This is a genomic window from Pseudoalteromonas sp. 2CM36K, assembly GCF_023161865.1.
GTDB lineage: Bacteria > Pseudomonadota > Gammaproteobacteria > Enterobacterales > Alteromonadaceae > Pseudoalteromonas > Pseudoalteromonas tetraodonis.
The window spans coordinates 197,434-222,169 of record NZ_JALNTK010000001.1 but is presented as its reverse complement, the minus strand read 5'-3'; the positions used below and the strand labels follow the sequence as shown (position 1 = coordinate 222,169).

Here is a 24,736-nt window from a genome sequence, read left to right as displayed (position 1 = left end):
CTCAGATTATCGACTCGTAAACACTAAGCCGTCTTCGTTAGCATCAATGACAATGATACAACCTGGTTGAAATTCATTATTAAGCAGTTTTTGTGCTAATGGATTTTCAATGGTTTGCTGTATTGCCCGTTTAAGTGGACGAGCGCCATAGACAGGATCAAAGCCACTGGCAGCAATTCGCTCAAGAGCAGCATCTGTCAACTCAAGTAAATACCCCATCTCTGTCAATCGTTGACGTAATTTGCTTAACTGAATATCTGCAATTTCTTTAATATGACTATGTGAAAGTGAGTGAAATACCACAGTTTCATCAATACGGTTAATGAACTCGGGTCTAAATTCATTATGTAAAACACCCATAACTTTTGCTTTAAGCTCGTCATAATCATTACTTCCCGCTTGCTCTTGAATGATATCTGAGCCCAAGTTGGAGGTCATAATGATAACCGTGTTTTTAAAATCAACCGTACGCCCTTGGCCATCCGTTAAACGACCGTCATCAAGGACTTGTAATAAAATATTAAACACATCTGGATGCGCTTTTTCTATTTCATCAAGCAAAATAACCGAATAAGGTTTACGACGAACAGCTTCGGTTAAATAACCACCTTCTTCGTAACCGACGTACCCTGGAGGCGCACCGACTAGACGTGCGACTGAGTGTTTTTCCATAAACTCAGACATATCTATACGCACCATGGCACTTTCGGTATCAAACATATAGCCTGCTAGTGCCTTGGTAAGTTCTGTTTTACCAACCCCTGTAGGCCCTAAAAATAAGAACGAGCCAATTGGACGATTGGGATCAGCAAGCCCTGCACGCGAACGACGAATGGCATTAGCCACCGCAACGACGGCCTCATCTTGACCAATGACTTTGTTATGTAACTGCTCTTCCATTTGTAATAGTTTTTCACGTTCACCTTGGAGCATACGCGCCACTGGGATCCCGGTCCAACGTGATAAAATTTCTGCAATTTCATCTTCGCCCACCTGATTTTTAAGCAAGCTCATTTCTTGCATTTCTGCTTGTGATGCTAAATCGAGTTTGCGCTCAAGCTCAGGTATACGTCCATATTGCAGTTCAGACATACGCTGCAAGTCACTTGCTCTGCGAGCCACTTCTAAATCAAGTCGTGCCTGCTCTAGCTCAGCTTTAATAACCTGCGTGCCTTGTAAAGACGCTTTTTCTGCATTCCATACTTCATCTAGTTCACGGTATTGCCCTTCAAGCTCAGTGATCAGCTCGAGCATTTCTGTACGGCGCTTTTGACTTGCTTCATCTTTCTCTTTGGCCAATGCGTTATCTTCAATTTTTAATTGGATAATGCGACGCTCTAATTTATCTAAAGCTTCTGGCTTTGAATCAATTTGCAAGCGAATAGAAGAACCCGCTTCGTCAATTAAATCGATTGCTTTATCGGGTAATTGGCGATCACTAATATAACGATGCGATAACTGCGCTGCGGCAACGATTGCAGGGTCGGTGATCTCCACTGAATGGTGTAACTCGTAACGCTCTTTCAAGCCACGCAGAATAGCAATGGTGTCTTCTACTGAAGGTTCTTCTATTAATACCTTTTGGAACCGGCGCTCAAGCGCAGCATCTTTTTCAATGTATTTACGGTATTCATCTAAAGTGGTTGCGCCTACGCAATGGAGTTCACCGCGTGCTAAGGCAGGTTTTAACATGTTACCCGCATCCATAGCACCATCACTTTTACCAGCACCAACAATGGTATGAATTTCATCAATAAATAAAATAACTTGGCCTTCTTCTTTAGCCAACTCATTAAGTACTGATTTTAAACGCTCTTCAAATTCACCTCGGTATTTTGCACCAGCAACTAATGCGCCTAAATCAAGTGATAATACGCGCTTGTTTTTTAAGCCCTCAGGCACTTCACCATTAATAATACGCTGTGCAAGCCCTTCAGCTATGGCTGTTTTACCCACCCCTGGCTCACCAATTAACACAGGGTTATTTTTGGAACGGCGTTGTAATACTTGTATAGTGCGGCGAATTTCATCATCACGACCGATTACAGGGTCAAGCTTACCTTGCTCTGCACGCTCAGTTAAATCGATGGTGTACTTTTCAAGTGCTTGACGTGTTTCTTCCGCATTAGGATCGTCAACTTTTTGACCACCACGAATCGCTTCAATTGCCGTTTCAACCTTACTCGCAGTAATGTTAAGTGCTTTAAAAACACTGCCAAGCGGGCCTTTATCTTCACACGCAACTAATACAAACAACTCACTTGAAATGTATTTATCTTTACGTTTTTGGGCGTACTTATCACATAAGTTTATCAGTGAAACCATGTTATTTGACAACTGTACATCGCCACCAACACCTTCCACTTTAAATAACTTTTCTATCTCTTGTGATAACTTAGTGTTGAGTTCATCAACGCTGATGCTCATTTGTGCAAATAGTGCACGCACACTTGAGCCGCTTTGTTTTAACAAAGCGTACATTAGATGCACAGGTTCAATAAATTGATGATCGCGACCTAGGGCTAATGATTGCGCATCTGAAAGCGCAGACTGAAATTTACTTGTAAATCTATCTAAACGCATGGGGGTTTACCTATAAAAAAAAGAATTACTTAATAGATGGGTATATTAGCGGGTTTGATCAAGGTATTAAGGGAAAAATAATCACCTAATGATTATTTACTTGCGCCAGATCAAACTTGCCATACGACCGGTTTGGCCATCGCGCCGATAAGAAAAAAACAAGTTAGCTTGAGAAACCGTGCAATGCTCACCCCCGCTAATGTTTATAACGCCCTGTTGATTAAGTAAAATAGTTGCTATTAGATAGATATCAGCTAAATACTTTTCATTATTTTGAGCTTTGAACGCGCTGTGCATTAGGGGGTTATTTGCTGTAAATAACTCGACTACCTCTTGACCGACATGAAATTGATTAGCCCCTATTGCAGGACCTAACCAAGCATGTATATTCGCCGAGGCATTTTTAAAACATGCCAGCGCATTGTTTATCACCCCTTGCTCTAACCCTCGCCAACCGGCATGAATTGCGGCCACTTCTTGCCCGTCACTCGATGAGAGTAAAATAGGTAAACAATCAGCGGTCATTATGGCTAAAGGTTGATTGCGTAATTGCGTATATAACGCATCGCCTGTGAGTATTTGATTGGGGTCAAATCGCTCATCCACTGTAATTACATCAGCGCTATGAACCTGATTTAACCAAATTGCCGGTTTAGGCAAATGAGCATTTACACGTGCTCTGTTATTTAATACATCTTGGCTGTTATCACCTACATGCAACCCTAAATTCAAACTACCGAATGGAGGCTGAGATACGCCCCCTTCACGTGTAGTACTCAATGTATCTACACCATGAAGAGATTGCCATGTAGCTGATAAGCCGAACATTGTTAACTCGCTATATCAGGGTTTGCTTTTGTGTCTTCGCGCAATGCTTGAGTCATTTGGACCATATCATCAGGGATAGGCGCTTGCCAGGTCATCATTTCACCGGTGATTGGATGCGCAATACTTAATTTAACGGCATGAAGCGCTTGGCGTTTAAAGCTACGCAGTAACTCAAATAACTCAGGCGTTGCCCCTTTTGGTGGACGAGGACGACCGCCATAAGATTGATCGCCAATTAATGGATGGTTTAAGTACGCCATATGCACACGAATTTGGTGTGTACGCCCTGTTTCAAGACGTAAACGCAAACGTGTATGGGCGCGGAATTTTTCGGCAACACGGTAATGCGTAATAGCTGGTTTACCCATTTCATGAACTGCCATATGCGTACGCTGCGTTGCATGACGACCAATTGGTTTTTCAACCATACCACCGGCTGTCATAGTGCCATTACATAACGCTTCATATTCACGTGTGAAGTTTTCGCGCTTTTGCAGTGCTTTAACTAAATGTGTTTGTGCCTGAATCGTTTTAGCGACAACCATTAAACCTGTTGTATCTTTGTCTAAACGATGCACAATACCCGCTCGTGGCACATTAATAATTTCTGGGTAGTAGTGTAATAAAGCATTTAACACCGTACCGTCAGGGTTACCTGCGCCAGGATGAACCACTAATCCCATTGGTTTGTTGATCACTAAAATATCATCGTCTTCATAAACGATGTTTAATTTGATATCTTGTGCTTCGTATTCACGAGGTGCTTCTATTGTTGTTTCAACAGCTACAACTTCACCACCGAGTAGTTTTTCACGCGGGGTGTTGAAAATTTCACCATCAACGGTGATTTTATCATCTAAAATCCACGTTTTTATCCGTGATCGTGAATAATCAGGGAACAATTGTGCTAATACTTGGTCTAGACGTTTACCACCTAAGTCTGTTGGGACCTCGGCTTGGAGAGATATTTGCTCTGACATTAGTAACTTTACCCAATTTACCAGTGCAAGCTTTGCTTGACTGGGTTAGAATCGCTTTTAATAAAAGCATAACATAATACGCATAGTTTACTCGGTTTTACCCACTTGGCCTAGCCGAAGACATCGAAGGTAACAAATAAAATGATAAATAAAATAGGGAAACGTGCATTCGCCATTGTTTTTTCAGTTTCAGTGCTTAGTTTAGGGGCCTGCTCGTCTGCACCTGACCAAGAAGATATTCAACGCGTACCCAACAGATCGGCACAAGCACTATACGAAGATGCAAAACAAACGCTTGATTCTGGTTTATACGCTCGTGCAATTGAATTATTAACGGCAATTGACTCTCGCTATCCGTTTGGTCCGTTTTCAAAACAAGTCCAAATGGATTTAGTGTATGCACATTACCAATCAGGTAATACAGAGCAAGCACTTGCTACAATCGACCGTTTTATTCGCTTAAACCCAAACCACAAAGATTTAGATTACATGTACTACATGCGTGGCTTGGTTAATATTAAGGCGGATAAAAATGCTTTCCAAGAATACTTTGGCGTAGACAGAGCCGACAGAGATGCTAAACGCACCCGTGTTGCTTATACCGACTTATCAACTTTGGTTAAACGTTTTCCAGAAAGTGATTATGCGCCAGAAGCAAAACGTCGTTTAGTTTGGTTATTAAACCGCATGGCACGTTATGAGCTAAAAGTGGCAACTTACTATTACGAACGTGAAGCCTATTTAGCAGCCGCAAATCGCGGTAAATATGTGGTAGAGCACTACTCACAAAGTAGTTATCTTGATGCGGCACTCGCCATGATGGAAAAAAGTTACGAGAAGCTTGGCTTGACTGAACTAAGTCAGCATGCAGAGCAAACGCGTAAATTTAATAGCAGAAATAAATAACACGAAAAAGGCGCTAGTTATAAAATTAGCGCCTTTTTTTACGAGGTTTACTCGACTATATAGCCTCTTCATCCTCTTCTGCAGTACGAATTCGAACCACACGTTCTACGTCAGTGACAAATATTTTACCATCACCAATTTTGCCTGTTTGTGCTGTTTTAACAATAACATCAATAGCACGTTCTACGTCTTCATCACCGAGCACAATATCTAGTTTTACTTTAGGTAAAAAGTCAACCATGTACTCAGCACCACGGTATAGCTCTGTGTGGCCTTTTTGACGCCCAAAGCCTTTAACTTCGCTTACCGTCATCCCCGTAATACCTACATCAGATAACGCTTCACGCACATCATCGAGCTTAAACGGTTTAATGATTGCTTCTATTTTTTTCATAGTAATTACTTTTTAAAGCTACAGTTGCCTCGATTTTAGACAATCATGAGGTTCATAGCAAACAAAGCGATTGAATTACGGTGATAAAACAACCGATCATGATATAATTTATTATATAAAAATAGCATACTTAGATAACTAGCAGTAAATGAGATTAATATGAAAAACAAACAAAACGGATTCACTCTTTTAGAACTCATGGTAACCGTGGCTATTGTTGGCATTATTGCCTCAATTGCACTTTGGAATAGCAGCGATATGCTAGAAGAAAATAGAGCTGAGAACTTTTTGTTGGAGTTAAAAAGAAATATTAGCTATGCACGCTCTCAAGCAGCAAGTACAGATGAAATAGTCATTGTGTGTCCTGTTCCCAGTGCAAAAAATCTTGGCACTTCCAATCTCACATGTAAAAGTGGGTGGGGCTCAACTAATACTGTGATCTTATTTATAGATGCTAATAATAATGATAACTATGATAGTGCAAATGATAGCCTACTACGCGTAATGTCGGATGTGTCTTCTAATGACAAAATAAAATTCACGGGTGATAGCTATCTTCGTTTTGATACTAGCGGACGAATTACAACAAATCTTATCGACCCAGAAATTGATGAGTTGACCGGTTTTATTTATTGTCCTAATAGTGATAACAAAAGCAATAAAGCACTTAGCGTATCTGTCTCTGGTACAGCTTTTTATCTTGGTGATACTGACGAAACGTGCGACTAAAAAACATACAAACTTATCTTGTCATATTTGTATCATTTACTAGACTGAGCTAATCATTTATTAACTCAGGTCTTCAAGGATGAGATTATCAATATCAAAAAACAAAGGAGTGACACTTCTCGAATTAATGGTTTCAATTGCTGTTGTCAGTGTAATCAGTCAATTATCGATGTGGTTTTATCCAGACTTATTGGCTAAAAACCGATTAGATAACCATGTGAATCTGCTACACCGAAATATAAATTATGGCCGCCTTTACGCAATTGAAAATGCTACTTACGTCACGCTTTGCGCACTAAAAGACAGTCAATGTACAAAAGATGAGTGGGATGGTCACATGTCACTGTTTATCGACAAAGATAAATCAACGACTCTAGATGATGATGAACTACTCTTAAGCACTTTCGAGGATGTTAATGAGGCCGATACTTTAGAGTACCCCCGTAGCGCTATTACGTTTCGTCCTGACGGGTCATTAAATGGCTTCCAAAATGGGACTTTTATATATTGCCCTAATAGCGATAAAGCCAATCTCAAAGGATTGGCTTTATCTGTAAGTCAAACGGGTAGAATTCGTATTAAATCAACTGATAAATGCCAGAAAAAGTAACTCTAGTTATCTTCCCCAGCAGTAGTCAACATCCTTTCCTTCGTTTGTTTTTGCCCCTTGCGCGCCTTTAGTACCTATATCATTTATAGATAGCTCGGTGCAATCACCATCTCCTTTTACCGGCCCTGCCACGGGTTTAGCAGTGATTGTAAAAGCGTTTTTATCGGTCACTGTAATCGTTAATTCAAAATGTTTATTCTCGGTTTTGTCTTGCAATCCTAAATCAGTAAATGTCTCTGTATATTCCCTATTATCCACAAAATACTGCTCCTCCTTGTTTGCAGCATCTAACAATGCTGCAACTGCCTCTGCACGTGAGGCACGTTTTACATATTCTGTATAATTAGGCAATGCAATTGCTGCAAGTATACCGACGATAGCAACTGCTATCATCAGCTCAATTAAGGTAAATCCATGTTGCTTTTTATTCATTTAAACATCCTTAATCATCTTAATTAGATTTGATTTCGTCGTTTTCTTCGCGCTTATAAATGTAAGTTTGCTGGGTTTTAAAACCAAACCCTAGCGCTTTATCTTTTACAAGTTGTATTTTACCATCAACAACTTTTAATCCTGGCCCTGTAATTTCAAGTGGTTGAAGCGGGTTTTCTGCATTTTCACCTTTGATACCCGGCCCAATTAGATAAAACTGACTTTTTACTTCCTCATCAGGATCATCATCGCACTTTCCGTTATCATCACTATCTGCACATGAAGAACCAAAATAAAGTTGTGGCGTATCGGGTACTTCATTACCTGTATCAAACTTAAGTTTATCATATACCTTAGTACCATAATGAAGATGAAAAGCGTAAAGAGAGCCCCCTCCTCCACTCAATGAACATTGATTTTTAATTGATGACTCTAATGTGGGGGTAAAAGATGTAAAATAAGCAACGCCACCAACAACGGTTGCAGCAGCTAATGACTTCTCTCCTGCTGCCAAGCTGTAACGCCAACCAACATAATCATTAGCAAGTTCATCTTCTAATACTTCAAAGTCTGTTGGCCCCTCTTCTTTATCATCTGACGGAACACTATCTAATGCACTACCAAATTTATCATCATTCATACTCATTAAATCATCTGGTTTAATAACCTCAGGCTTTTTACCTTTAAATGACTGTGTAACTGTATTTTCGTCTCGTATCATAAACAACTGATCTGCTGTTTCAGCATCCTTAGGGTTTGTTCTTTTCCCACTGCCGATAACAATTGCATCAAATGGGGTGTCTAGTCTAGTGGTAACACCTCCCTTTATTGTTACTTTACTAAACATGGTTCTAGCCACGACTGGTTTGTAAAAAAAACGTCTATCTGCTCCAGCACCTAGCTCAGCCAATTTAAAGTGACTAAATTCATTTTTATCATCGCTAGGCATATCAATGCGCCAGATATCACCGCCAGTATCTGCTGCATATATTCTATCAATATAACCGTCATAATCAGAGTCAAGCAATGTAACGTCTGCGGCAATACTGTGTTTACCAGTAAAGCTATTGTTACTACTGCGCAGTGACCAAAGCTTTTTACCGGTTTTAGCATCAACAATAAACACATCTCGACCCATTGAGTCTGCATCGCGTTTATTCCCTTTGTCTTTATCTTTAATGGTGTCGTAGCCACCGCCAAAAATCAAAACGGGCTTATCACCAAAGGCCTTTATAAACGCAACTTGTGGTTTCGACCAAGACTGACCAAGCTCTTCAAAGCCTGAATCTACCCCGCCTTTAATACTCCACATTAAAGAAGGTGAGTCAGGCTTAGTAATATCTAACCCATAATAGTTTCTACCACCACGTCGCATGCCTGCAAACGCCCATACAGCATCACCTTTACCCGCATTAACAATGCCATCATTAATACCATCGGCATCTAAACTCTCATTTTTAGAGTACACGCTAATAGGGCCATCCATGCCATATTTTTTTCCGGCCTCTTTGGCTCTAAGCGGCTTAATAATATTAAATAACGCTGAAGGTATGAATGCCCAGCTTTCAGTTACTTCATTCTTACTATCATCATCTTTAAACATGTGTAAAAAGCCTGCGTTTGTACCGACAAGTATACGAACATCATTATTGCCATAATCAATCGCCACAGGTTTTGAATGTAAAGGGTCGCCAAAAATATCAGCTCGCTGGGTGCTTGTACTATTCTCATTATCAACATCAACACCACGTGCCCAGTTTATTGTTGAATCAAAAACGCTTTCAGAAACATTAAAAACACCAGCAGCTTTTTCTTTGTCACCATAAACTTTCACAAGGTTAGATATATTAAATACCCCAATATCTGAAATTAATTTACGCTTACCCGGATCTAAACTTGTCAGCATCGCATTTACTCCACCGCTTTCAACGGAGTTGCCGTCAGCTAAATTGCCCTTCGTCCAAAATGTTTTAGCATCTTTTTTAATTAATCCGTCACTATTTAATGCAAGCGTTGATGTTGAATCTATAAGTTTATTTCCCATCACTTTTATTTTTTTTAAATTACCGCGCCACCGAGTGCCTACCTCTGGATAAAACATCGCAAGGTATACCGCATCTTTGCTACGGGTTTGATCCACGTTATTACTTGCAAAAGACGGAGAGGTAAATGTACTGTTCTCCTCGCGTATTAATGTAATAGTATTTTTAAACGCCTCAGATAGTTGATCCGCCGAATTTGCATGAAGATATTTACCCCCCCCTACTTTTGCAGCCTCTTCAAGTAGATCAAGTGCCTCTACCCTCATACTATTACCAAAACCAATGGTAAATAAGCGAGCCGTATCAATAGACTCTGTTGTAGATGGATAGAGATCAACTTGCTTATCTTCAGTACCATGTAATATTCTCGCCAAAGCGACTAAGTAACTATTATAATAACCAAACGAATTAGCATCACGATTAAACAAGCTTTTATGAATATTATTTATATCCGTATTCGCTTCACCATCATTTTGCGGCTCGCCGTCAGTCATTAATATAACGTTTATGGAGTTATCACAGCGCAGTTTATTCCCTTTATTTTTTCTAAAAGGTGATTTGTAATTTTGATTATTATCAACACTTTTATCTCTGTCTTGAACACCATCTGCAAACTTAATACTTTTTCCTGTAATGTATAAATATGCCTCCCACAAAGTTTCTGTTAATGGAGTTGAACCATATGCAGGTAGTTCATTAATTTCCTTAACTAGTGTATTTTCATTTGCACCAATTCTAGCAAGCACATAGCCACCACCTGGCTCATTATCAGCGTTATAATTAAAACGCATCAGACCAAAATCAATGTCGTCGTTATCTTTAACCAGTTGTTTCACTGCAGTTTTTGCAACATTTAAGCGACTTTCATTACACGTAGCACTATAATATCCATCACTGTAACTATATCCAGCACTTGTTGATGGTCCATTATAAAAACGCCCCCACCGTGAGCCTGTATCAGCTTTTTTGAAGCATTGCTCTGTGTTATTGGGGCCTGAGCTCTCAAAACAAGTTGTTTGATAAAAATCAGGGTAATTTACCGATCTCCCATCCCATTTATAACACTGCCCTCCATCGGTCACATCCCACGCCATACTCCCTGATGTGTCAAAAATAAATAGTACCCGTGGCTTTTCATCTATGTTGGCATTCTTGTTTACATACAACTCTATGTCTTCCGCGGCTGCGGTCATTGTAAAAAAAAGGCACATAATATAGGTAAGTACTAAATTAGTTGCTCGTTTCATGTTAAATCCCCTTACCTTTATCAGCCATTTCTTGCGCAATTCCTGTAACTATAGTGAGAGAGTGTTTACTTTTAGAGCCATACTCTATAGTAGTAGCCACTTGAATCATGTTGCACGAAACCCCGGCAGTATAACTATAGCTACGAGGGCAGTTAAGCTCTAAGGAACCACGATTCATGTTCGTCATTATGCTTTTCATATCGTTTCCTGCCTCTGTAATATCTTTCTCGAATTTATATTTTTTTTTGCCGTCACTATCAAACTTACCGGTATCTGTTTTTGTCTCATCTCGAGTAAGAAAAAAGTTACTATCAGCACCCTTTTTAGCTTCTGACGCAATCACTCTTAGCACTTCACCAATTAGTTGATTTTCTGCAACCTCGCGCTCTTGGGCTGCGTTGGTAATTTTAATATCAATCGTACTGCTACTCATAAGAGTAACTGCAATGCCGGTAACAGCTATCACCATAATTAATGCTGTGATAAGCACGACACCTTGTTGCTTACTTGGTAACAACTTTAAATTTTCCATAGATTACCTCCAACATTACTTAAACGAATAGTTGTTGTAAAAACAGTGCGTCTATAATTATCATTAAAAGTTAGATCTCGTTTACCTGCACCTTCACCTAAGGTATATTTTTGATTTTTTATTTTTAAGCCCGGATCTGGTTGCAATGCTCTAACTAGTAAAAACACTTGTACAGTTAAAATACCTTTACGGTTTTCCCATTCAGAAGAGGCTATTTTTTCAATGCTTTTATAAGTGTCAACCTTGCTATCACTGTTAGTATCAAGACCAAAAATAAAACGCATGTTTTCAACACCTTCCATTATCGTTTCATTGGTCATTTTTCCTTTTACTAATCGTTTTCGTTTTAATACAGGTACTTTTATTTTTTTATTATTAACTTCATACTCTTGCTCTGAAATATAATAAACGTGATGAGTATATGGCCATATAGTTACATTATCGTTTGTCGGAGTATATTCACCAGTTACAAATTTCGCTTGCTCTTGCTCAGCAATAAAGAAATAGACTGCGCTATTATCTTTACCCGTTGTTTTGTTTTCATAAGTAATTGTGCCATCATCATTATAGGTAGGCACATATTGTAAGTTACCTTGTAGAAACTTGAGTTGAAGAATATCACTCCCTTGAGTTGCATCACCTATACAGTTTAATTCACTTGTACTTTCAGCTGTTTCTGCATATATAGTACGAAAATTACTACTACTGGTTAAATCTGGAAAACTTCCGTTATTAGTTCCATCAGCACCAACGCAATCTTTAGTGGGTGCTAAAGAGCTAACTGTTGTATTTACAGCTGTGAACGAGTCATCGTAATAAGTTCCCCAAAAACCTACTTGCTCAATATCACGTTGCATAATATTTATAGCTAAGCGTCCTGACTCTTGGAGTTCACCTATTGCCATTGTGTCTTTTGTGGTTAATTTCATACTAATAAAAGTAAACATAACGCCACCTAAAATCAAACCACCAATAAATAGTGAAATCATAACTTCTACAAGAGTAAACCCTTTTTGCTTCATGTTAGCTCCTCACATATATGTAGCTGGTTAAAACCACTAAGCGACGTTTGTTATTAGCCTTATCGCCACAAGCTACTTTTCCAGTATCTGTATTTGCTTTAAACTCTTGTCGCCCTTGCCACGATATAACGACTTCAATATTAAACCCTTTACCGCCCGTATTAGCGGCTGAGGTTTGGCTAATACACACGGTGGCATCATCTAAGGAGCCGGTACTATATTTATCCTCAGTACTACGTGCGCTGATAGCACGCTTCCATTGTGCCACGTCCAGAGATACTATCTGCTCAGTGTCACACTCACTATCACTAGCAAAGCAAGCTGATGATTCGGTCTCCTTGCTATCACTTTTTATTGCTTTATCGCCGTTATAAGAACCATAAAGTTTAATAGAGGTAATGGTATCGTTAGCTCGTATGCGCTGCACAATATCAGTACCAAGCGCAACGGCGGCTGCACGCTGCATAGAGTCAAAGCTCGCCTGCTTTGCTTTTGCTTGCAAGGCAACTGCGCCTAAAAGACCAAAACTAAGAATAATAAATGCAATTAACACTTCAATTAGAGTGAAGCCTCTTTGCACTTTTGTTTGAGATGACTGCATAATAGAACCAAATAAAAATTATCTGATTATAAGTTTATGCTATTTATTTGAGGAATCAATGAGGACTAAGACAAGCGGTTATATTTGTTGATAAACGGTTAATTAAACCTGTTTATTCAATAACACCGTTGATAATTAAGACTCAAATGTATTTAAATCAGGGGGAGGTTAATTGCAAGGTAAGCCTAAAGCGAATTTTTTACTAATTTAAGCTCACGGCGGCTCACTGGCAATAACTCACTGCACCCTTGTAGCTCAATCATATGATTGCCATTCGCTTTTGAATGCAAAGCAATTACTTTTTGTTTATTAACCAGTGTATTGCGATGAATTCGCAAAATATGTGTAGGAAATTGTAACTCTAATTGTTTTAGACTTTGTTCAAGTAAAGCTTCTCCACCACAGAATATCATTTTGGTATACTTTTCTTCGGCACTAAAATACAAAACATCATTTATATCAACACTGCGTAGAGTACCAGCTAGCTGATAAGAGATTTTTACATTTTGTTGTTTTTGAATATGTACTTTATTTAAGCGCCCGACTTGCTTAAGCATCTTTTGCAATGATTGCTCTGAAATAGGTTTAACTAAATAGCCTGCAGCGCTTAATTGTAAAGCATCGAAAGCATGCTCAGGGTGAGCAGTTATAAAAACAATAGCAGGAGGTAGAGTTAAACTATTGAGCTCATTAGCAACTTGTAAACCATTCATACCGGGCATATCAATATCTAAAAACACTAAGTCAGACTGCTGCTTTTTCATTTGTGTTAAAGCGTCATTGCCATTACTGGCCTCTCCTTGCACATGAATGGATGTATGATTCTCAGCAAGTAAACGCTTCAAGCGTGCTCTTGCTAAGGGTTCATCATCTACAATCAGGGCATTCATAACATGTTCTCTGTTTGTTTTGGGATAACCACTTTGACTCTAAATTGATTATCTTTGTTGGTTATTGTCAGTTGCGCCCGACCTTTGTAATAAATACTTAAACGAGAACGAATATTATCAAGAGCCATACCGTTATGCTCTCTAGTATTTTCAGTTTCAGTAGGTACAGGATTAGTTACAATTAAGGTTAAATAATGTGTTGTCACATGCAGTTCAATACTTATAGTAGCACCACTTTGGCTTGGCTCAATGCCATGACATACTGCGTTCTCTACCAAAGGTTGTAATGTTAGATATGGAATATATAGCGCAGGGAGATGTTCTGGTAATAACCACTCAACCTTTAAGCGCTCTGCAAATCGCCATGATTCAAGCGCAATATACTGTTTAGTTAATGTTATTTCATCACTGAGCAATACACTTTGACCTGAACGCATTGCAGCTTGAGACAGCGCTGCCAGTGCTAAAATTGCATGCTCTGCAGCCTCAACGTCATGATGCGTTAACTCTGCCGCCGTATTCAAACTATTATATAAAAAGTGGGGTCGGATCCGTGCCTGCAAAGCATCAAGTTCTGCACGAGAAAGTGCTTTGGTTTGCTGCTCTTTTTCAAAATGAATAAGCAAAAATTGTACAAACAGTAAGGTAAGCAAAAATACAATAATGCAATTACGCAGCACAAATAACGTCAGTAGTTTTTCGTTTTCAATATCAAAAGCAATATGAGAAAACACCAGACTAAATACAGCAGTACTGAGACTATATGAAGCAATAAAAAAACTGATCTGAATAAACTGAGTCTGTTTTGCAAGAAGTCGACGGCAAAGATATAAAAAAGAGGTACTGACCAGCACAGTTACATGAAGAAACAAACTGATCCCCCCCAAATGCAGCCATATATCACCGCCAGCATTAGGAGCAAAAGCTAATATAATAGCCACAACTTGTGTTACTACGAGGGATGCAAGCACACCACGCTCATTAAAAAGGGCCGAAAAAAGTAACGCATCTGGTGACAGTTGCTTACCCATTCCAACCCTCCTTTTATGATTTATCTCTAAATTAACGCAGCTCTACTGGTACAGCAAAAACAATGTTTTCTTCTTCACCAGGGTTTTCTGTTACTTGGTTACCACCGAGCTCTTTTAAGCGGGTAATCACTTGCTGAACTAGCACTTCAGGTGCTGACGCGCCTGCGGTAACCCCCACACTATTGATACCATCAAACCATGGCGCTTCAACATTGCTGGCATCATCAATTAAGTACGCACGCGTGCCCATTTTATCAGCTAGTTCTCGTAAACGATTGGAATTAGAGCTGTTTTTTGCCCCCACAACTAATAGCACATCAACTTTATCTGCTAAATCACGTACAGCATCTTGGCGGTTTTGTGTGGCATAACAAATATCATCTTTGCGCGGGCCATCAATTGCGGGGAATTTTTCGCGCAACGCATCAATTACATCTGCAGTGTCATCAACCGAAAGCGTGGTTTGGCTACAATAAAATAGGTTATTAGCATTTTTAACGTTAAGTTTGGCAACATCTTCTGCGGTCTCTACAAGGTAAATACCACCGTCGTTATTGTCATACTGGCCCATAGTCCCCTCTACTTCTGGGTGACCATGGTGACCAATTAAAATACATTCAATGCCTTTACGGCTTGCGCGCGTTACTTCCATATGCACTTTAGTCACTAATGGGCATGTTGCGTCAAATACTTTTAAATCACGACGCTTCGCTTCAGAACGAACTGCTTGCGATACTCCATGGGCGCTAAAAATAACAATGCTGTCATCAGGTACTTGGTCTAGCTCTTCAACAAACACGGCACCACGATTTTTTAAACCATCTACTACATAGCGGTTATGAACGACCTCGTGGCGTACGTAAATTGGCTTCTCAAAAATATCTAAAGCGCGCTCAACAATACTAATTGCGCGGTCTACCCCTGCACAAAAGCCTCGTGGATTAGCTAATAAAATATCCATTAGCCTTGCACCTCAATAATGTCTACTTCAAACGTTAAACGTTGCCCTGCTAACGGATGATTAAAATCGATAGTAACTGACTCGCCTTGCACTTCACGAACCAGTCCTGGCAGCTCAGTACCATCTGGCTGAGTAAAGGCAATAATAGCGCCGACTTTAGCGGGTGTTTCTGCACCAAATTTACTGCGTTCTACATAGTAAATATTATCTGGATTAGGTTGGCCAAAGGCGTCTTCTGGCTCAAGCTCAAACGTTTTGCTTTCGCCTGCACTTAAACCTAGTAAGCACTTTTCAAAATTAGCCGTTAAGCTGCCATCACCCATAGTGAGCTTAGCCGGCTTGTTATGCACCTTGGTTGAGTCTGCGGCAGAGCCATCTTCTAGTTTAATAGAAAAGTGAAAAATAACCTCTGAGTTTTCACCAATTACAGCTTGGCTCATGCTTTATGCTCCTTCGGACTTTCGCCTGTAAAGGCGTCAAATAGTAATAATGCAGCACCAATACAAATAGCGCAGTCTGCAATATTAAATACGGGAAAATGTGAGTCTTCGTAAAACACATGTAAAAAATCAATAACGTAACCATAGGCAATGCGGTCGTACAAGTTACCAATAGCACCGGCTAAAACTAACGAGTAAGCACCACATAATACTTTATTAGACGCTGGAAGACGTTTTAACCACCACACCAACAAACAACTAATCGCGATTGCTATTGCACTTAAAAACCAACGCTGCCAGCCTCCTGCTTCGCTTAAAAAGCTATAGGCTGCACCGTAGTTATGCACATAAGTAATGCTAAAAACAGGCAGCAAATTAATTGACTCGCCATAGGCCATGGTGTTAACAACCAGTGTTTTACTGGCAAAGTCTATTACAAGCAGTAATAGACTTAACCAAAGCCACACTAAACCACTTTTTTGGGCTAGTTTGCTCACTAAAAACAACTCCTAAGCGAATTGACGTTTCTCACCTTCACCGTCAACATTACTTACACAGCGACCACAAATTTCAGGATGAGCTGGCTCAACACCTACATCTTCACTGTAATGCCAACAACGCTCACACTTTTTAGCATCTGTTGCTGATACGCTAATGTATAAACTATCAATTTCAGTAGTTTGTGAATCTGCAGGTTGACTATCTACCTCGGTAACGTTAACCGCAGAGGTTAACAACACAAAACGTAGCTCATCGCCTAACGCCGCAAGTTTTGCTGCAAGCTCTTTGCTGGCAAACAGGTTTACGGTTGCTTGTAATGTTGCGCCAATCACTTCTTCTTTACGTGCAGCTTCTAACAGACGGTTCACTTCGTCACGCACATTTAAAATAGCTTGCCAGTCTTCATTACTAAACTTGGTCGTAGTTGGTGCTTGTAATCCCTCATACCATGTTGAAGTAAATACATAGTCACTGCGCTCACCCGGCAGTGCCTCCCAAATTTCTTGAGCAGTAAAGCTCATGATTGGCGCCATCCAACGCGTCATTGCTTCAGCAATATGATAAAGCGCTGTTTGACAAGAACGACGTGCATGGCTGTCGCTCTTTGCCGTGTACTGACGGTCTTTTATAACGTCTAAGTAGAACGAACCAAGCTCACCGGTACAGAAGTTCATTAGCTTTTGCGTTACTAATAGCATTTGGTAGCTATCGTAAGCCGCTAAAATATCATCTTGTAACTGTGCTGCGCGCCCTACAATCCACTTATCCAGCTCAACCATATCATCAACAGCAACTTGATCCGTTTTTGGATCAAAACCACTTAGGTTAGCAAGTAAGTAACGGCTGGTGTTACGAATACGACGGTAACGATCTGCCGAACGTTTGAATATTTCATCGGATACGGTCATTTCTGCCGTGTAATCAGTTGATGCTACCCATAAACGTAAAATATCAGCGCCCAGTTTATTCATCACATTTTGTGGCGAAATAACATTGCCTAATGACTTAGACATTTTGCGGCCGTTTTCATCAACCGTAAAGCCATGCGTAAGCACTTGCTTGTATGGTGCATGACCATTAATTGCCACTGAAGTCATCATTGATGACATAAACCAACCACGGTGTTGATCAGAACCTTCAAGGTATAAATCTGCAGGACCAACTAAATCTTCACGCGCATCAACAACACAGGCATGAGTCACACCTGAGTCAAACCACACATCTAGCGTGTCTTGTACTTTCATGTACTGTTTAGCGTCTTCTTCACCTAGCAAAGTAGCAGGCTCTAGGTCATACCATGCTTGAATACCTGATTTTTCCACAAGTACTGCTGCTTGTTCAATCAGCTCTTGAGTATTTGGGTGTAATGCACCCGTGTCTTTATCAACAAACAATGCAATAGGTACACCCCACGTACGTTGACGCGAAATACACCAATCAGGGCGGCCTTCAACCATGTTGGCAATACGGCTTTCGCCCCATTCAGGTAACCATTGAGTATTTTTAATTTCAGCCAGTGAATCTTTGCGTAAGTTAGCCTGATCCATGCTAACAAACCATTGTGGTGTGGCACGGAAGATAATAGGCGTTTTATGGCGCCAACAATGTGGGTAGCTGTGAGTTAATGCATGATGATGCATTAGGGCATTATTTTCTTTTAATACCTCAATTACACTCGCATTGGCTTTAAACACATGCTGACCGGCAAATAATTCAGTGTCAGGTAAGTACACTCCGTTTGCGCCAACTGGGTTAGCTACTTCAAGATTATACTCAAGGCCTGCCACGAAATCTTCTTGACCATGACCAGGTGCAGTATGTACAACACCCGTACCAGAATCTGTGGTTACGTGTTCAGCTACAATAACCGGTACGTTAAAGTCATAAAATGGGTGTGCAACGTTTAAGTTTTCAAGTGCTGCACCTTTAACATAGCCAAGGATATGGAAGTGGTTAAAGCCAAAACGATCCATCGCATCTTTAACAAGCTCAGAACCTAAAATCAGACGCTGCTGAGCACCTTCATCGTCTACTTGTACTAGCGCGTATTCTAAATCAGCATGCACAGCAACCGCACGGTTAGCTGGCAAAGTCCACGGTGTCGTAGTCCAAATAACAGTCCCTACACTGCCAGTGCCTTGATGACCATCAGCTAAGTTAAACGCATTTACTACTGCGTCTTGATCAGCAAAAGTAAAACGTACATCGATAGCTGGCGATTGTTTATCTTGGTATTCAACTTCTGCTTCTGCTAATGCAGAGCCACAATCTGTACACCAATGCACAGGTTTTGCGCCTTTATGTAGATGGCCATTTTTTATAATGCGACCTAATACACGAATTGCATTGGCTTCAAAGTCAAAGTTCATGGTTAGGTAAGGCTTATCCCAATCACCAAAAACGCCTAAACGTTTAAAGTCTACTTTTTGGCCTTCTACTTGCTTTTTAGCATAGGCACGACATTTTTCGCGAAATTCTGCAGCAGTTACCTTAACACCGGGTTTACCGACTTTTTTCTCAACCATTAACTCGATTGGTAAACCATGACAGTCCCAACCCGGTACGTATGGCGCATCGAAGTCTGATAAGGTTTTAGACTTAACAATAATATCTTTTAATATTTTATTTACTGAATGGCCTAAATGGATATCGCCGTTTGCATACGGAGGGCCGTCATGCAAAATGAAAGTTTTTTTACCTTTCTTTGCGCTGCGAATTTGACCATACAGGTCGTCTTCATACCATGCTTTAAGCATTTTTGGTTCACGTTGTGCCAAATTGCCACGCATTGGAAACATTGTTTCCGGTAAATTCAAAGTATGTTTGTAGTCGCTCATTAATCCTACTTTCCGTCTCTATCGGCTACCTAATTTAAACCAAAACACTGCTTAGCGGCGGCAACATCGGTTGCTATTTGTGCCGTCAGTTGTGTTAATGTCTCGAATTTTTTCTCGTTGCGGAGTTTTTCAATCAACTCCACATGCATAAATTGTCCATAAATATCTTGTGCAAAATCAAAAAGGTGTACTTCTAATAAGGCACGAGTTCCATTAAATGTGGGTTTGTTTCCAATGTTAGCTACCCCAAAAACGTGTTTTCCTGCGATCATTACTTGAACCGCAAATACGCCATTAACCGGACAAACTTGACGCTTTAGCGCAATATTTGCCGTTCTAAAACCTAGTTCCCGGCCTTTTTTCCAGCCGTGAATAACTCGCCCAGATATCGCATAATTATGCCCAAGCATGACTTTTGCACTAACCAAGTCACCCTCAGCAAGCGCTTCTCGTATTAAGGTACTGCTTACTCTAGCATTTAATTGCCTAAAGCTGGCAGTGCTTTTAACACTCATTCCCGCTTGAGTACCCATATTAGCCAATAGGCTAAAATTTCCTTGGCGCTGTTTACCAAATCTAAAATCATCGCCAACCGTTAATGCTTTAACGCCCAGCTTTTTAATTAAAATATCGCTCACAAACTGCTCTGCATGCATATTTGCAAACGCTTGATTAAAGCTAATACAAATAACGCGCTCAATCCCCAAGTTACTCAATAGACGAAGTTTATCACGCAGTCGAGTAAGCCTAGCCGGGGCATTGTTTTTTGCAAAAAACTCTTGTGGCTGAGGCTCAAATAACATTACAGTGCTGGGTAAATTATTTTCTTTGGCATCCGCTAACAGCCCTTTTAATACGGCAGCATGACCCAAATGAACACCATCAAAATTACCAATGGTTAGCACACAACCAAAATGTTGTGGGCGTATATTGTGTATACCTCTAATTAACTCCATGCCACCTAATGCCTTTTTCAGCGAGCGATAAAATGCGACCTTGGGTCGCAGAGTGTCCGATTATAATCTTTTTTTTAATTTGATTCAGTAATTGCTACACTTTTTATCGTATTTAGTCTAACGCCCATCAAAAACAACATAAAAAAGTAACTAACAACCGCAATAATTAATAACACAACCAACAACATAACTTGTTCACTAAAGTGCCAGCTAGGCCAATCATAGTGTTTACTGGTAAACCACACTAGTGCGCCCATCGTCACACTCGCCAGCAAACACTTCAAAGTGAAGTAGCCACTCATGCTGGAGAACTGGTAAACATTCTCTTTTTTAAGCTGTCGGTACAGTAAGTAGGCATTACAACTAGCCGACATAGAGGTTGCCAGTGCTAAGCCTAAATAGCCAATAAAGGGGGCCAGCATAATATTAAACACCATGTTAAGCACCAAAGTGACAATGCCAATGCGCACCGGTGTTTTCGTATCTTGGCGAGAATAAAACCCAGGCGCCAACACTTTAATTAACATAAAGCTGACTAATCCCACCGAGTAGGCAACCACCCCTAAGCTCACAGCCTTAACGTGATCAATGCCAGCCCCTTTAAATGCGCCGTGATCAAACAGCACAGTAATAATCAACGGGCTAATAATCATCAACCCTATCATGGCCGGGAGCCCTAAAAAAATCACAAATCGCACTCCCCAATCTAGGGTATGTTGAAAGTCGCTACTTTTTTTACTGCTGTGTAATTTTGATAGCGCAGGTAAAATAACCGTCGCAATACCAATACCAAATAAACCAAGTGGGAATTCAATCAGTCTATCTGAGTAATACAGCCAAGCGATAGAGCCTGTCATCAATAATGAAGCTATTACCGTATCGAGTAATAAGTTAATTTGACTAATTGATACACCAAATAACGCTGGGAGCATTAATTTACGCACTTTTTTAACATTTTCGTCTTGCCACGCCCAACGCGGGCGGGCCAACATTTTTGCTTTGTATAAAAACGGCAGTTGAAATAATAGCTGTACCACGCCCCCTAAAAATACGCCTATTGCTAATGCATATGCACCAACAGAAAATTGGTCATGCAATAAAATGGCACAACCAATAATAGAAACATTAAGTAATACAGGAGTAAATGCGGCAACTGCAAAACGGTTGTACACATTCATTACTGCGCCACTAAGCGCCACTAAGCTTACAAAAAATAAATAAGGAAAGGTCAGCTTTAATAGTGAACTGGCAAGCTCAAACTTTTCTGCGTCAGGGCCACCTTGCCACCAATCAATAAACCAACCAGTACCAAATAAAGCGGCGATAACGGGGGATGCCACAACACCAAAAAGCGTAACGAGTAGTAAAATTGTGCCGAGTGTACCTGCCGCCTGCGCAACAAATATTCTGACTTTATCATCGCCTTGTTGTTCTTTGATTTCACTTAATACAGGTACAAACGCCTGTGCAAAAGCCCCTTCAGCAAATAAACGGCGTAAAAAATTAGGAATACGGTTTGCAAATAAAAACACATCGGCAGCAGCCCCTGCCCCCAACAAGTTAGCAACAACAGCATCACGCACTAGCCCTAAAATACGCGAGATCATTGTCATTGCACTTACAATCATCCCGGAACGAAACAAACCTTTTGACACTATAAATCCATATTAAAAATCAGCAATTAAGTTAATTATGCCATAGTCTTTTTTATAAATCGCTTTAAAGCACTAGGCTGGAACCCCTTGCTTTGTTACAATAGCGCCATTAACTGCTAAAGCGGCAAATTGATGTTCGTTATAAGGAGCAGTTTTTCTTGGATTGTTAAAATTAAATTGACATTCATGATAAAAACAGGCATATTCCACGGCCTTTAATTTAAGCTTTATTTAAGATTGTTAGGAGCAAACCTTGGCTAACATCAAGTCTGCAAAAAAACGCGCTATCACAAGCGAAAAAAATCGTCAGCACAACGCAAGCCGTCGTTCAATGATGCGTACTTACTTCAAAAAAGTAATCGTAGCTATTGAAGCTGGCGATAAAGAAGCTGCACAGCAAGCTTTTTCTGTTGCTACACCTATCCTAGACCGTTACGCAACTAAGGGTCTAATCCACAAAAACAAAGCTGCTCGTCATAAGAGCCGTTTAGCTGCTAAAATCAAAGCGCTATAATTGTTTTTGCAAGATTAAAAAAACCGGCTTTTGCCGGTTTTTTTTTGCCCAAAATAAATACGCTTTTTAAACGTTATCGAGCTCTGGATAAAACTTTTTCAGCATCGCCGCAATTTTCTTCGGAGAAAATGGCTTAACCACAAATCCTTTTGCTCCTCTATCTATTGCATCCTTCACATTTTCAACGCCTGAATGCGCCGACACCATCACCACGTTTGTCTCTGGTGATAACTCATTTATCTGCGCAATAAGCTCTCTACCATCACCGTCAGGTAGCTCTATATCTAAAAATATAATGTTAAAGTTTGCTGCACGGCATTCACTTATGCACTGCGCGGCCGTAGACGCTTCTTTTACATTCTCTATCCCTAAATGCATCAATGTTTGACTTAGAAAGCTGCGCACCGTGCTAACATCATCAACTATTAAAATAGATAGCTGCGTATTCATATATAATCCTTATAGGCTAAAAGCCGTGTCTGCGAAATTGGTGATTTGCTTAAAATACAGATATTTACTTTATTATAGAGAGCTAAGCCAAAAAGACCAGATTTGCTTTATGTCGAAAACCACAAAAAAGAGTCGTCGCAAAAAATAAAGCCGCTACTGTTAAACAAAGATCCAGTAATAAGCTTGCAAACCCTGGTTCACAATTAAAATCACACTCAAGTAGCACAAAGCGTGGCATCAAGTTGACCATGCTTTTTATTTTCGCGATATTATTATTTATACTTGTTTTAATACCAAAGCCGAGTTTACTTACTTATAAAAAATCATCTATGGTAAGCAAAAGTGTGTATTGGCCAGGGCTATTTGCCAATAAACCAAAGCTACTGGATTCAACGCTGCACCCTAGACTAGATAAGCATCGCAGAACACTATACCTCTGTGTAGATCTTCAGCAACCACAAAGCTGCCAAAAATATCATGTTATTGTTGAAGAGAGATTATTTTCGGTATTAATAACCTACTTTTAGCATTAAAAAAACTAATCTGAAAATTTAAAATTACTTGGTTGAAAGCTGTGCAAAAGATCAACATAATGGCGCTCCTTTTTTCAACAACTGAACTATTGAAACGACCATGCTAAACGAGCTAGATTGGCTTTTAAATACATTACTACTTGCACTAGGTTTAGGTGCATTTTTTATCAACCAGCTGACACTGCTTCGCGTTGCTGCGATTAGTGCGTGTGGTTTGTTATTCCTATCATTTAGCTTAGATCTTATGTCGTCGAGTATTATTTCAAATATGAGTTTAGTGTTGATCAACACATTTTACTTGTTCAAAGTTTATACGTTTGGGCAATTTAGCGTATCTCAGCATTAATTACTTCCCCTTAGAATATTTTATAGCCCAGTTTTTCTGGGCTTTTTTATATCTCACTGTTAAAAATCTTGGGTCTGGGTTTGAACTAAGTTAAAATTTATCTCGTATTAGCCTAATTTGAGATAAGCCCATGCCATTGTCAGATTTCGATTTATTCTTATCTTCTATGGAAGATGTTACCCCCATAACGCATGACACTGTGACCTTACCACCTAAAAACCATAAAGCGGTCATCGCCCAGCAAGAAAAAAATAAAGCAGCACAATCAGGTTTAGTTTCTGAACAGTTCAATCCGTTGGATGAACCACTTGAATTACTCGATCCACTTGCCATATTAAGCTTTAAAAAAGAGGGCGTACAAAGCGCGGTTTTTAAAAATGTAAGATTAGCGAAATATCAGCTTGATGCGACGCTTGATTTACATGGGCAACTTTTAAAAAATGCACACGCATCATTATTAGCCTTTGTTCAAGACTGCCATCAGCGCAATATAAGAATGGTACTCGTTCGCCATGGCATAGGTATTAAAAATAAAACCAAGCCAGGGATATTAAAAAGTTACGTAAATCAGTGGTTACAAACAATTCCATGCGTTTTAGCGTTTCATACTGCACTTAGGCAGCATGGGGGAAGTGGTGCGACGTATGTTTTATTGAAGAAAAGTGATGATAAAAAGCATCAAAACAGAGAAATACACAGCAAGCGTAGCTAAATCT

Annotated in this window: 24 protein-coding genes; 6 read left to right on the top strand and 18 right to left on the bottom strand. The window is 39.9% G+C overall.

Annotation, left to right across the window (positions count from 1 at the left end; genetic code table 11):
* Positions 1 to 6: 6 nt before the first annotated feature.
* The 3 genes from clpB to rluD form a co-directional block, all read right to left on the bottom strand.
* Complete coding sequence (clpB, locus tag MTN97_RS01010) at positions 7 to 2,583, bottom strand: ATP-dependent chaperone ClpB (protein WP_036983227.1); 2,577 nt, start codon at positions 2,581 to 2,583, stop codon at positions 7 to 9.
* A 96-nt stretch (positions 2,584 to 2,679) separates the two neighbouring features.
* On the bottom strand, positions 2,680 to 3,411 hold the full coding sequence (pgeF, locus tag MTN97_RS01005; protein ID WP_248473420.1) for a peptidoglycan editing factor PgeF: 732 nt from the start codon (positions 3,409 to 3,411) through the stop codon (positions 2,680 to 2,682).
* Between the two features lie 2 nt (positions 3,412 to 3,413).
* Positions 3,414 to 4,391, bottom strand: a complete 978-nt coding sequence (gene rluD / locus MTN97_RS01000) for a 23S rRNA pseudouridine(1911/1915/1917) synthase RluD (RefSeq protein ID WP_013464485.1) — start codon at positions 4,389 to 4,391, stop codon at positions 3,414 to 3,416.
* 141 nt (positions 4,392 to 4,532) lie between these two features.
* Here rluD and MTN97_RS00995 point away from each other — a divergent pair, with 141 nt between their 5' ends.
* A complete protein-coding gene (locus MTN97_RS00995; protein WP_013464484.1) occupies positions 4,533 to 5,297 on the top strand; it encodes an outer membrane protein assembly factor BamD in 765 nt (254 codons plus the stop codon).
* 55 nt (positions 5,298 to 5,352) lie between these two features.
* Here MTN97_RS00995 and MTN97_RS00990 read toward each other — a convergent pair whose 3' ends face one another.
* On the bottom strand, positions 5,353 to 5,691 hold the full coding sequence (locus MTN97_RS00990; protein ID WP_013464483.1) for a P-II family nitrogen regulator: 339 nt from the start codon (positions 5,689 to 5,691) through the stop codon (positions 5,353 to 5,355).
* A 159-nt stretch (positions 5,692 to 5,850) separates the two neighbouring features.
* Here MTN97_RS00990 and MTN97_RS00985 point away from each other — a divergent pair, with 159 nt between their 5' ends.
* Positions 5,851 to 6,420 carry a GspH/FimT family pseudopilin gene (locus MTN97_RS00985; RefSeq protein ID WP_248473418.1) on the top strand — a complete coding sequence of 190 codons (570 nt, stop codon included), beginning with the start codon at positions 5,851 to 5,853 and terminating at the stop codon, positions 6,418 to 6,420.
* Positions 6,421 to 6,499: 79 nt separating this feature from the next.
* On the top strand, positions 6,500 to 7,030 hold the full coding sequence (locus MTN97_RS00980) for a GspH/FimT family pseudopilin (protein ID WP_165734754.1): 531 nt from the start codon (positions 6,500 to 6,502) through the stop codon (positions 7,028 to 7,030).
* 6 nt (positions 7,031 to 7,036) lie between these two features.
* Here the strand turns inward: MTN97_RS00980 and MTN97_RS00975 are convergent, their stop codons facing one another.
* From MTN97_RS00975 to murJ, 13 genes are all read right to left on the bottom strand, one after another.
* The gene (locus tag MTN97_RS00975; protein ID WP_248473416.1) at positions 7,037 to 7,462 is read right to left on the bottom strand and encodes a type IV pilin protein; all 426 of its coding nucleotides are present in this window, start codon (positions 7,460 to 7,462) and stop codon (positions 7,037 to 7,039) included.
* A 19-nt stretch (positions 7,463 to 7,481) separates the two neighbouring features.
* A complete protein-coding gene (locus tag MTN97_RS00970; RefSeq protein WP_248473415.1) occupies positions 7,482 to 10,751 on the bottom strand; it encodes a pilus assembly protein in 3,270 nt (1,089 codons plus the stop codon).
* A gap of 1 nt (position 10,752) precedes the next feature.
* Positions 10,753 to 11,283: a pilus assembly protein PilX gene (locus MTN97_RS00965; protein WP_248473412.1), complete on the bottom strand. Its 531-nt coding sequence runs from the start codon at positions 11,281 to 11,283 to the stop codon at positions 10,753 to 10,755.
* Positions 11,271 to 12,305 (bottom strand): PilW family protein, encoded by a 1,035-nt coding sequence (locus MTN97_RS00960; RefSeq protein ID WP_010555105.1) that lies wholly within the window; start codon positions 12,303 to 12,305, stop codon positions 11,271 to 11,273. The genes MTN97_RS00965 and MTN97_RS00960 overlap by 13 nt, the downstream gene beginning before the upstream one ends.
* A 1-nt stretch (position 12,306) precedes the next feature.
* Positions 12,307 to 12,906 (bottom strand): type IV pilus modification protein PilV, encoded by a 600-nt coding sequence (pilV, locus tag MTN97_RS00955; RefSeq protein WP_039487075.1) that lies wholly within the window; start codon positions 12,904 to 12,906, stop codon positions 12,307 to 12,309.
* Positions 12,907 to 13,091: 185 nt separating this feature from the next.
* Positions 13,092 to 13,796: a LytTR family DNA-binding domain-containing protein gene (locus MTN97_RS00950; RefSeq protein WP_248473410.1), complete on the bottom strand. Its 705-nt coding sequence runs from the start codon at positions 13,794 to 13,796 to the stop codon at positions 13,092 to 13,094.
* Complete coding sequence (locus MTN97_RS00945; protein ID WP_248473408.1) at positions 13,793 to 14,827, bottom strand: sensor histidine kinase; 1,035 nt, start codon at positions 14,825 to 14,827, stop codon at positions 13,793 to 13,795. Before MTN97_RS00945 ends, MTN97_RS00950 begins: the two co-directional genes overlap by 4 nt.
* Before the next feature lie 31 nt (positions 14,828 to 14,858).
* A complete protein-coding gene (ispH, locus tag MTN97_RS00940; RefSeq protein WP_036983242.1) occupies positions 14,859 to 15,788 on the bottom strand; it encodes a 4-hydroxy-3-methylbut-2-enyl diphosphate reductase in 930 nt (309 codons plus the stop codon).
* Positions 15,788 to 16,228, bottom strand: coding sequence for an FKBP-type peptidyl-prolyl cis-trans isomerase (gene fkpB / locus MTN97_RS00935; RefSeq protein WP_004588360.1), 441 nt, complete (start codon positions 16,226 to 16,228; stop codon positions 15,788 to 15,790). Before fkpB ends, ispH begins: the two co-directional genes overlap by 1 nt.
* Entirely contained in the window at positions 16,225 to 16,725 is a 501-nt protein-coding gene (gene lspA, locus MTN97_RS00930) for a signal peptidase II (RefSeq protein WP_036983244.1), read from the bottom strand. The genes fkpB and lspA overlap by 4 nt, the downstream gene beginning before the upstream one ends.
* A 12-nt stretch (positions 16,726 to 16,737) precedes the next feature.
* Positions 16,738 to 19,566: an isoleucine--tRNA ligase gene (ileS, locus tag MTN97_RS00925; protein ID WP_248473406.1), complete on the bottom strand. Its 2,829-nt coding sequence runs from the start codon at positions 19,564 to 19,566 to the stop codon at positions 16,738 to 16,740.
* A 29-nt stretch (positions 19,567 to 19,595) separates the two neighbouring features.
* On the bottom strand, positions 19,596 to 20,522 hold the full coding sequence (gene ribF, locus MTN97_RS00920; RefSeq protein WP_024602833.1) for a bifunctional riboflavin kinase/FAD synthetase: 927 nt from the start codon (positions 20,520 to 20,522) through the stop codon (positions 19,596 to 19,598).
* 74 nt (positions 20,523 to 20,596) lie between these two features.
* A complete protein-coding gene (murJ, locus tag MTN97_RS00915; RefSeq protein WP_409418101.1) occupies positions 20,597 to 22,135 on the bottom strand; it encodes a murein biosynthesis integral membrane protein MurJ in 1,539 nt (512 codons plus the stop codon).
* Positions 22,136 to 22,430: 295 nt separating this feature from the next.
* On the opposite strand from murJ, the gene rpsT reads away from it, so the two are divergent.
* Positions 22,431 to 22,691, top strand: coding sequence for a 30S ribosomal protein S20 (gene rpsT, locus MTN97_RS00910; RefSeq protein WP_008114420.1), 261 nt, complete (start codon positions 22,431 to 22,433; stop codon positions 22,689 to 22,691).
* A gap of 66 nt (positions 22,692 to 22,757) precedes the next feature.
* Here rpsT and MTN97_RS00905 read toward each other — a convergent pair whose 3' ends face one another.
* Complete coding sequence (locus tag MTN97_RS00905) at positions 22,758 to 23,141, bottom strand: response regulator (RefSeq protein ID WP_248473404.1); 384 nt, start codon at positions 23,139 to 23,141, stop codon at positions 22,758 to 22,760.
* Positions 23,142 to 23,774: 633 nt separating this feature from the next.
* Here MTN97_RS00905 and MTN97_RS00900 point away from each other — a divergent pair.
* Together MTN97_RS00900 and smrA are read left to right on the top strand one after the other, a co-directional pair.
* Complete coding sequence (locus tag MTN97_RS00900; RefSeq protein ID WP_013464466.1) at positions 23,775 to 24,020, top strand: hypothetical protein; 246 nt, start codon at positions 23,775 to 23,777, stop codon at positions 24,018 to 24,020.
* A gap of 130 nt (positions 24,021 to 24,150) precedes the next feature.
* A complete protein-coding gene (gene smrA / locus MTN97_RS00895; RefSeq protein ID WP_214551844.1) occupies positions 24,151 to 24,732 on the top strand; it encodes a DNA endonuclease SmrA in 582 nt (193 codons plus the stop codon).
* Positions 24,733 to 24,736: the final 4 nt, after the last annotated feature.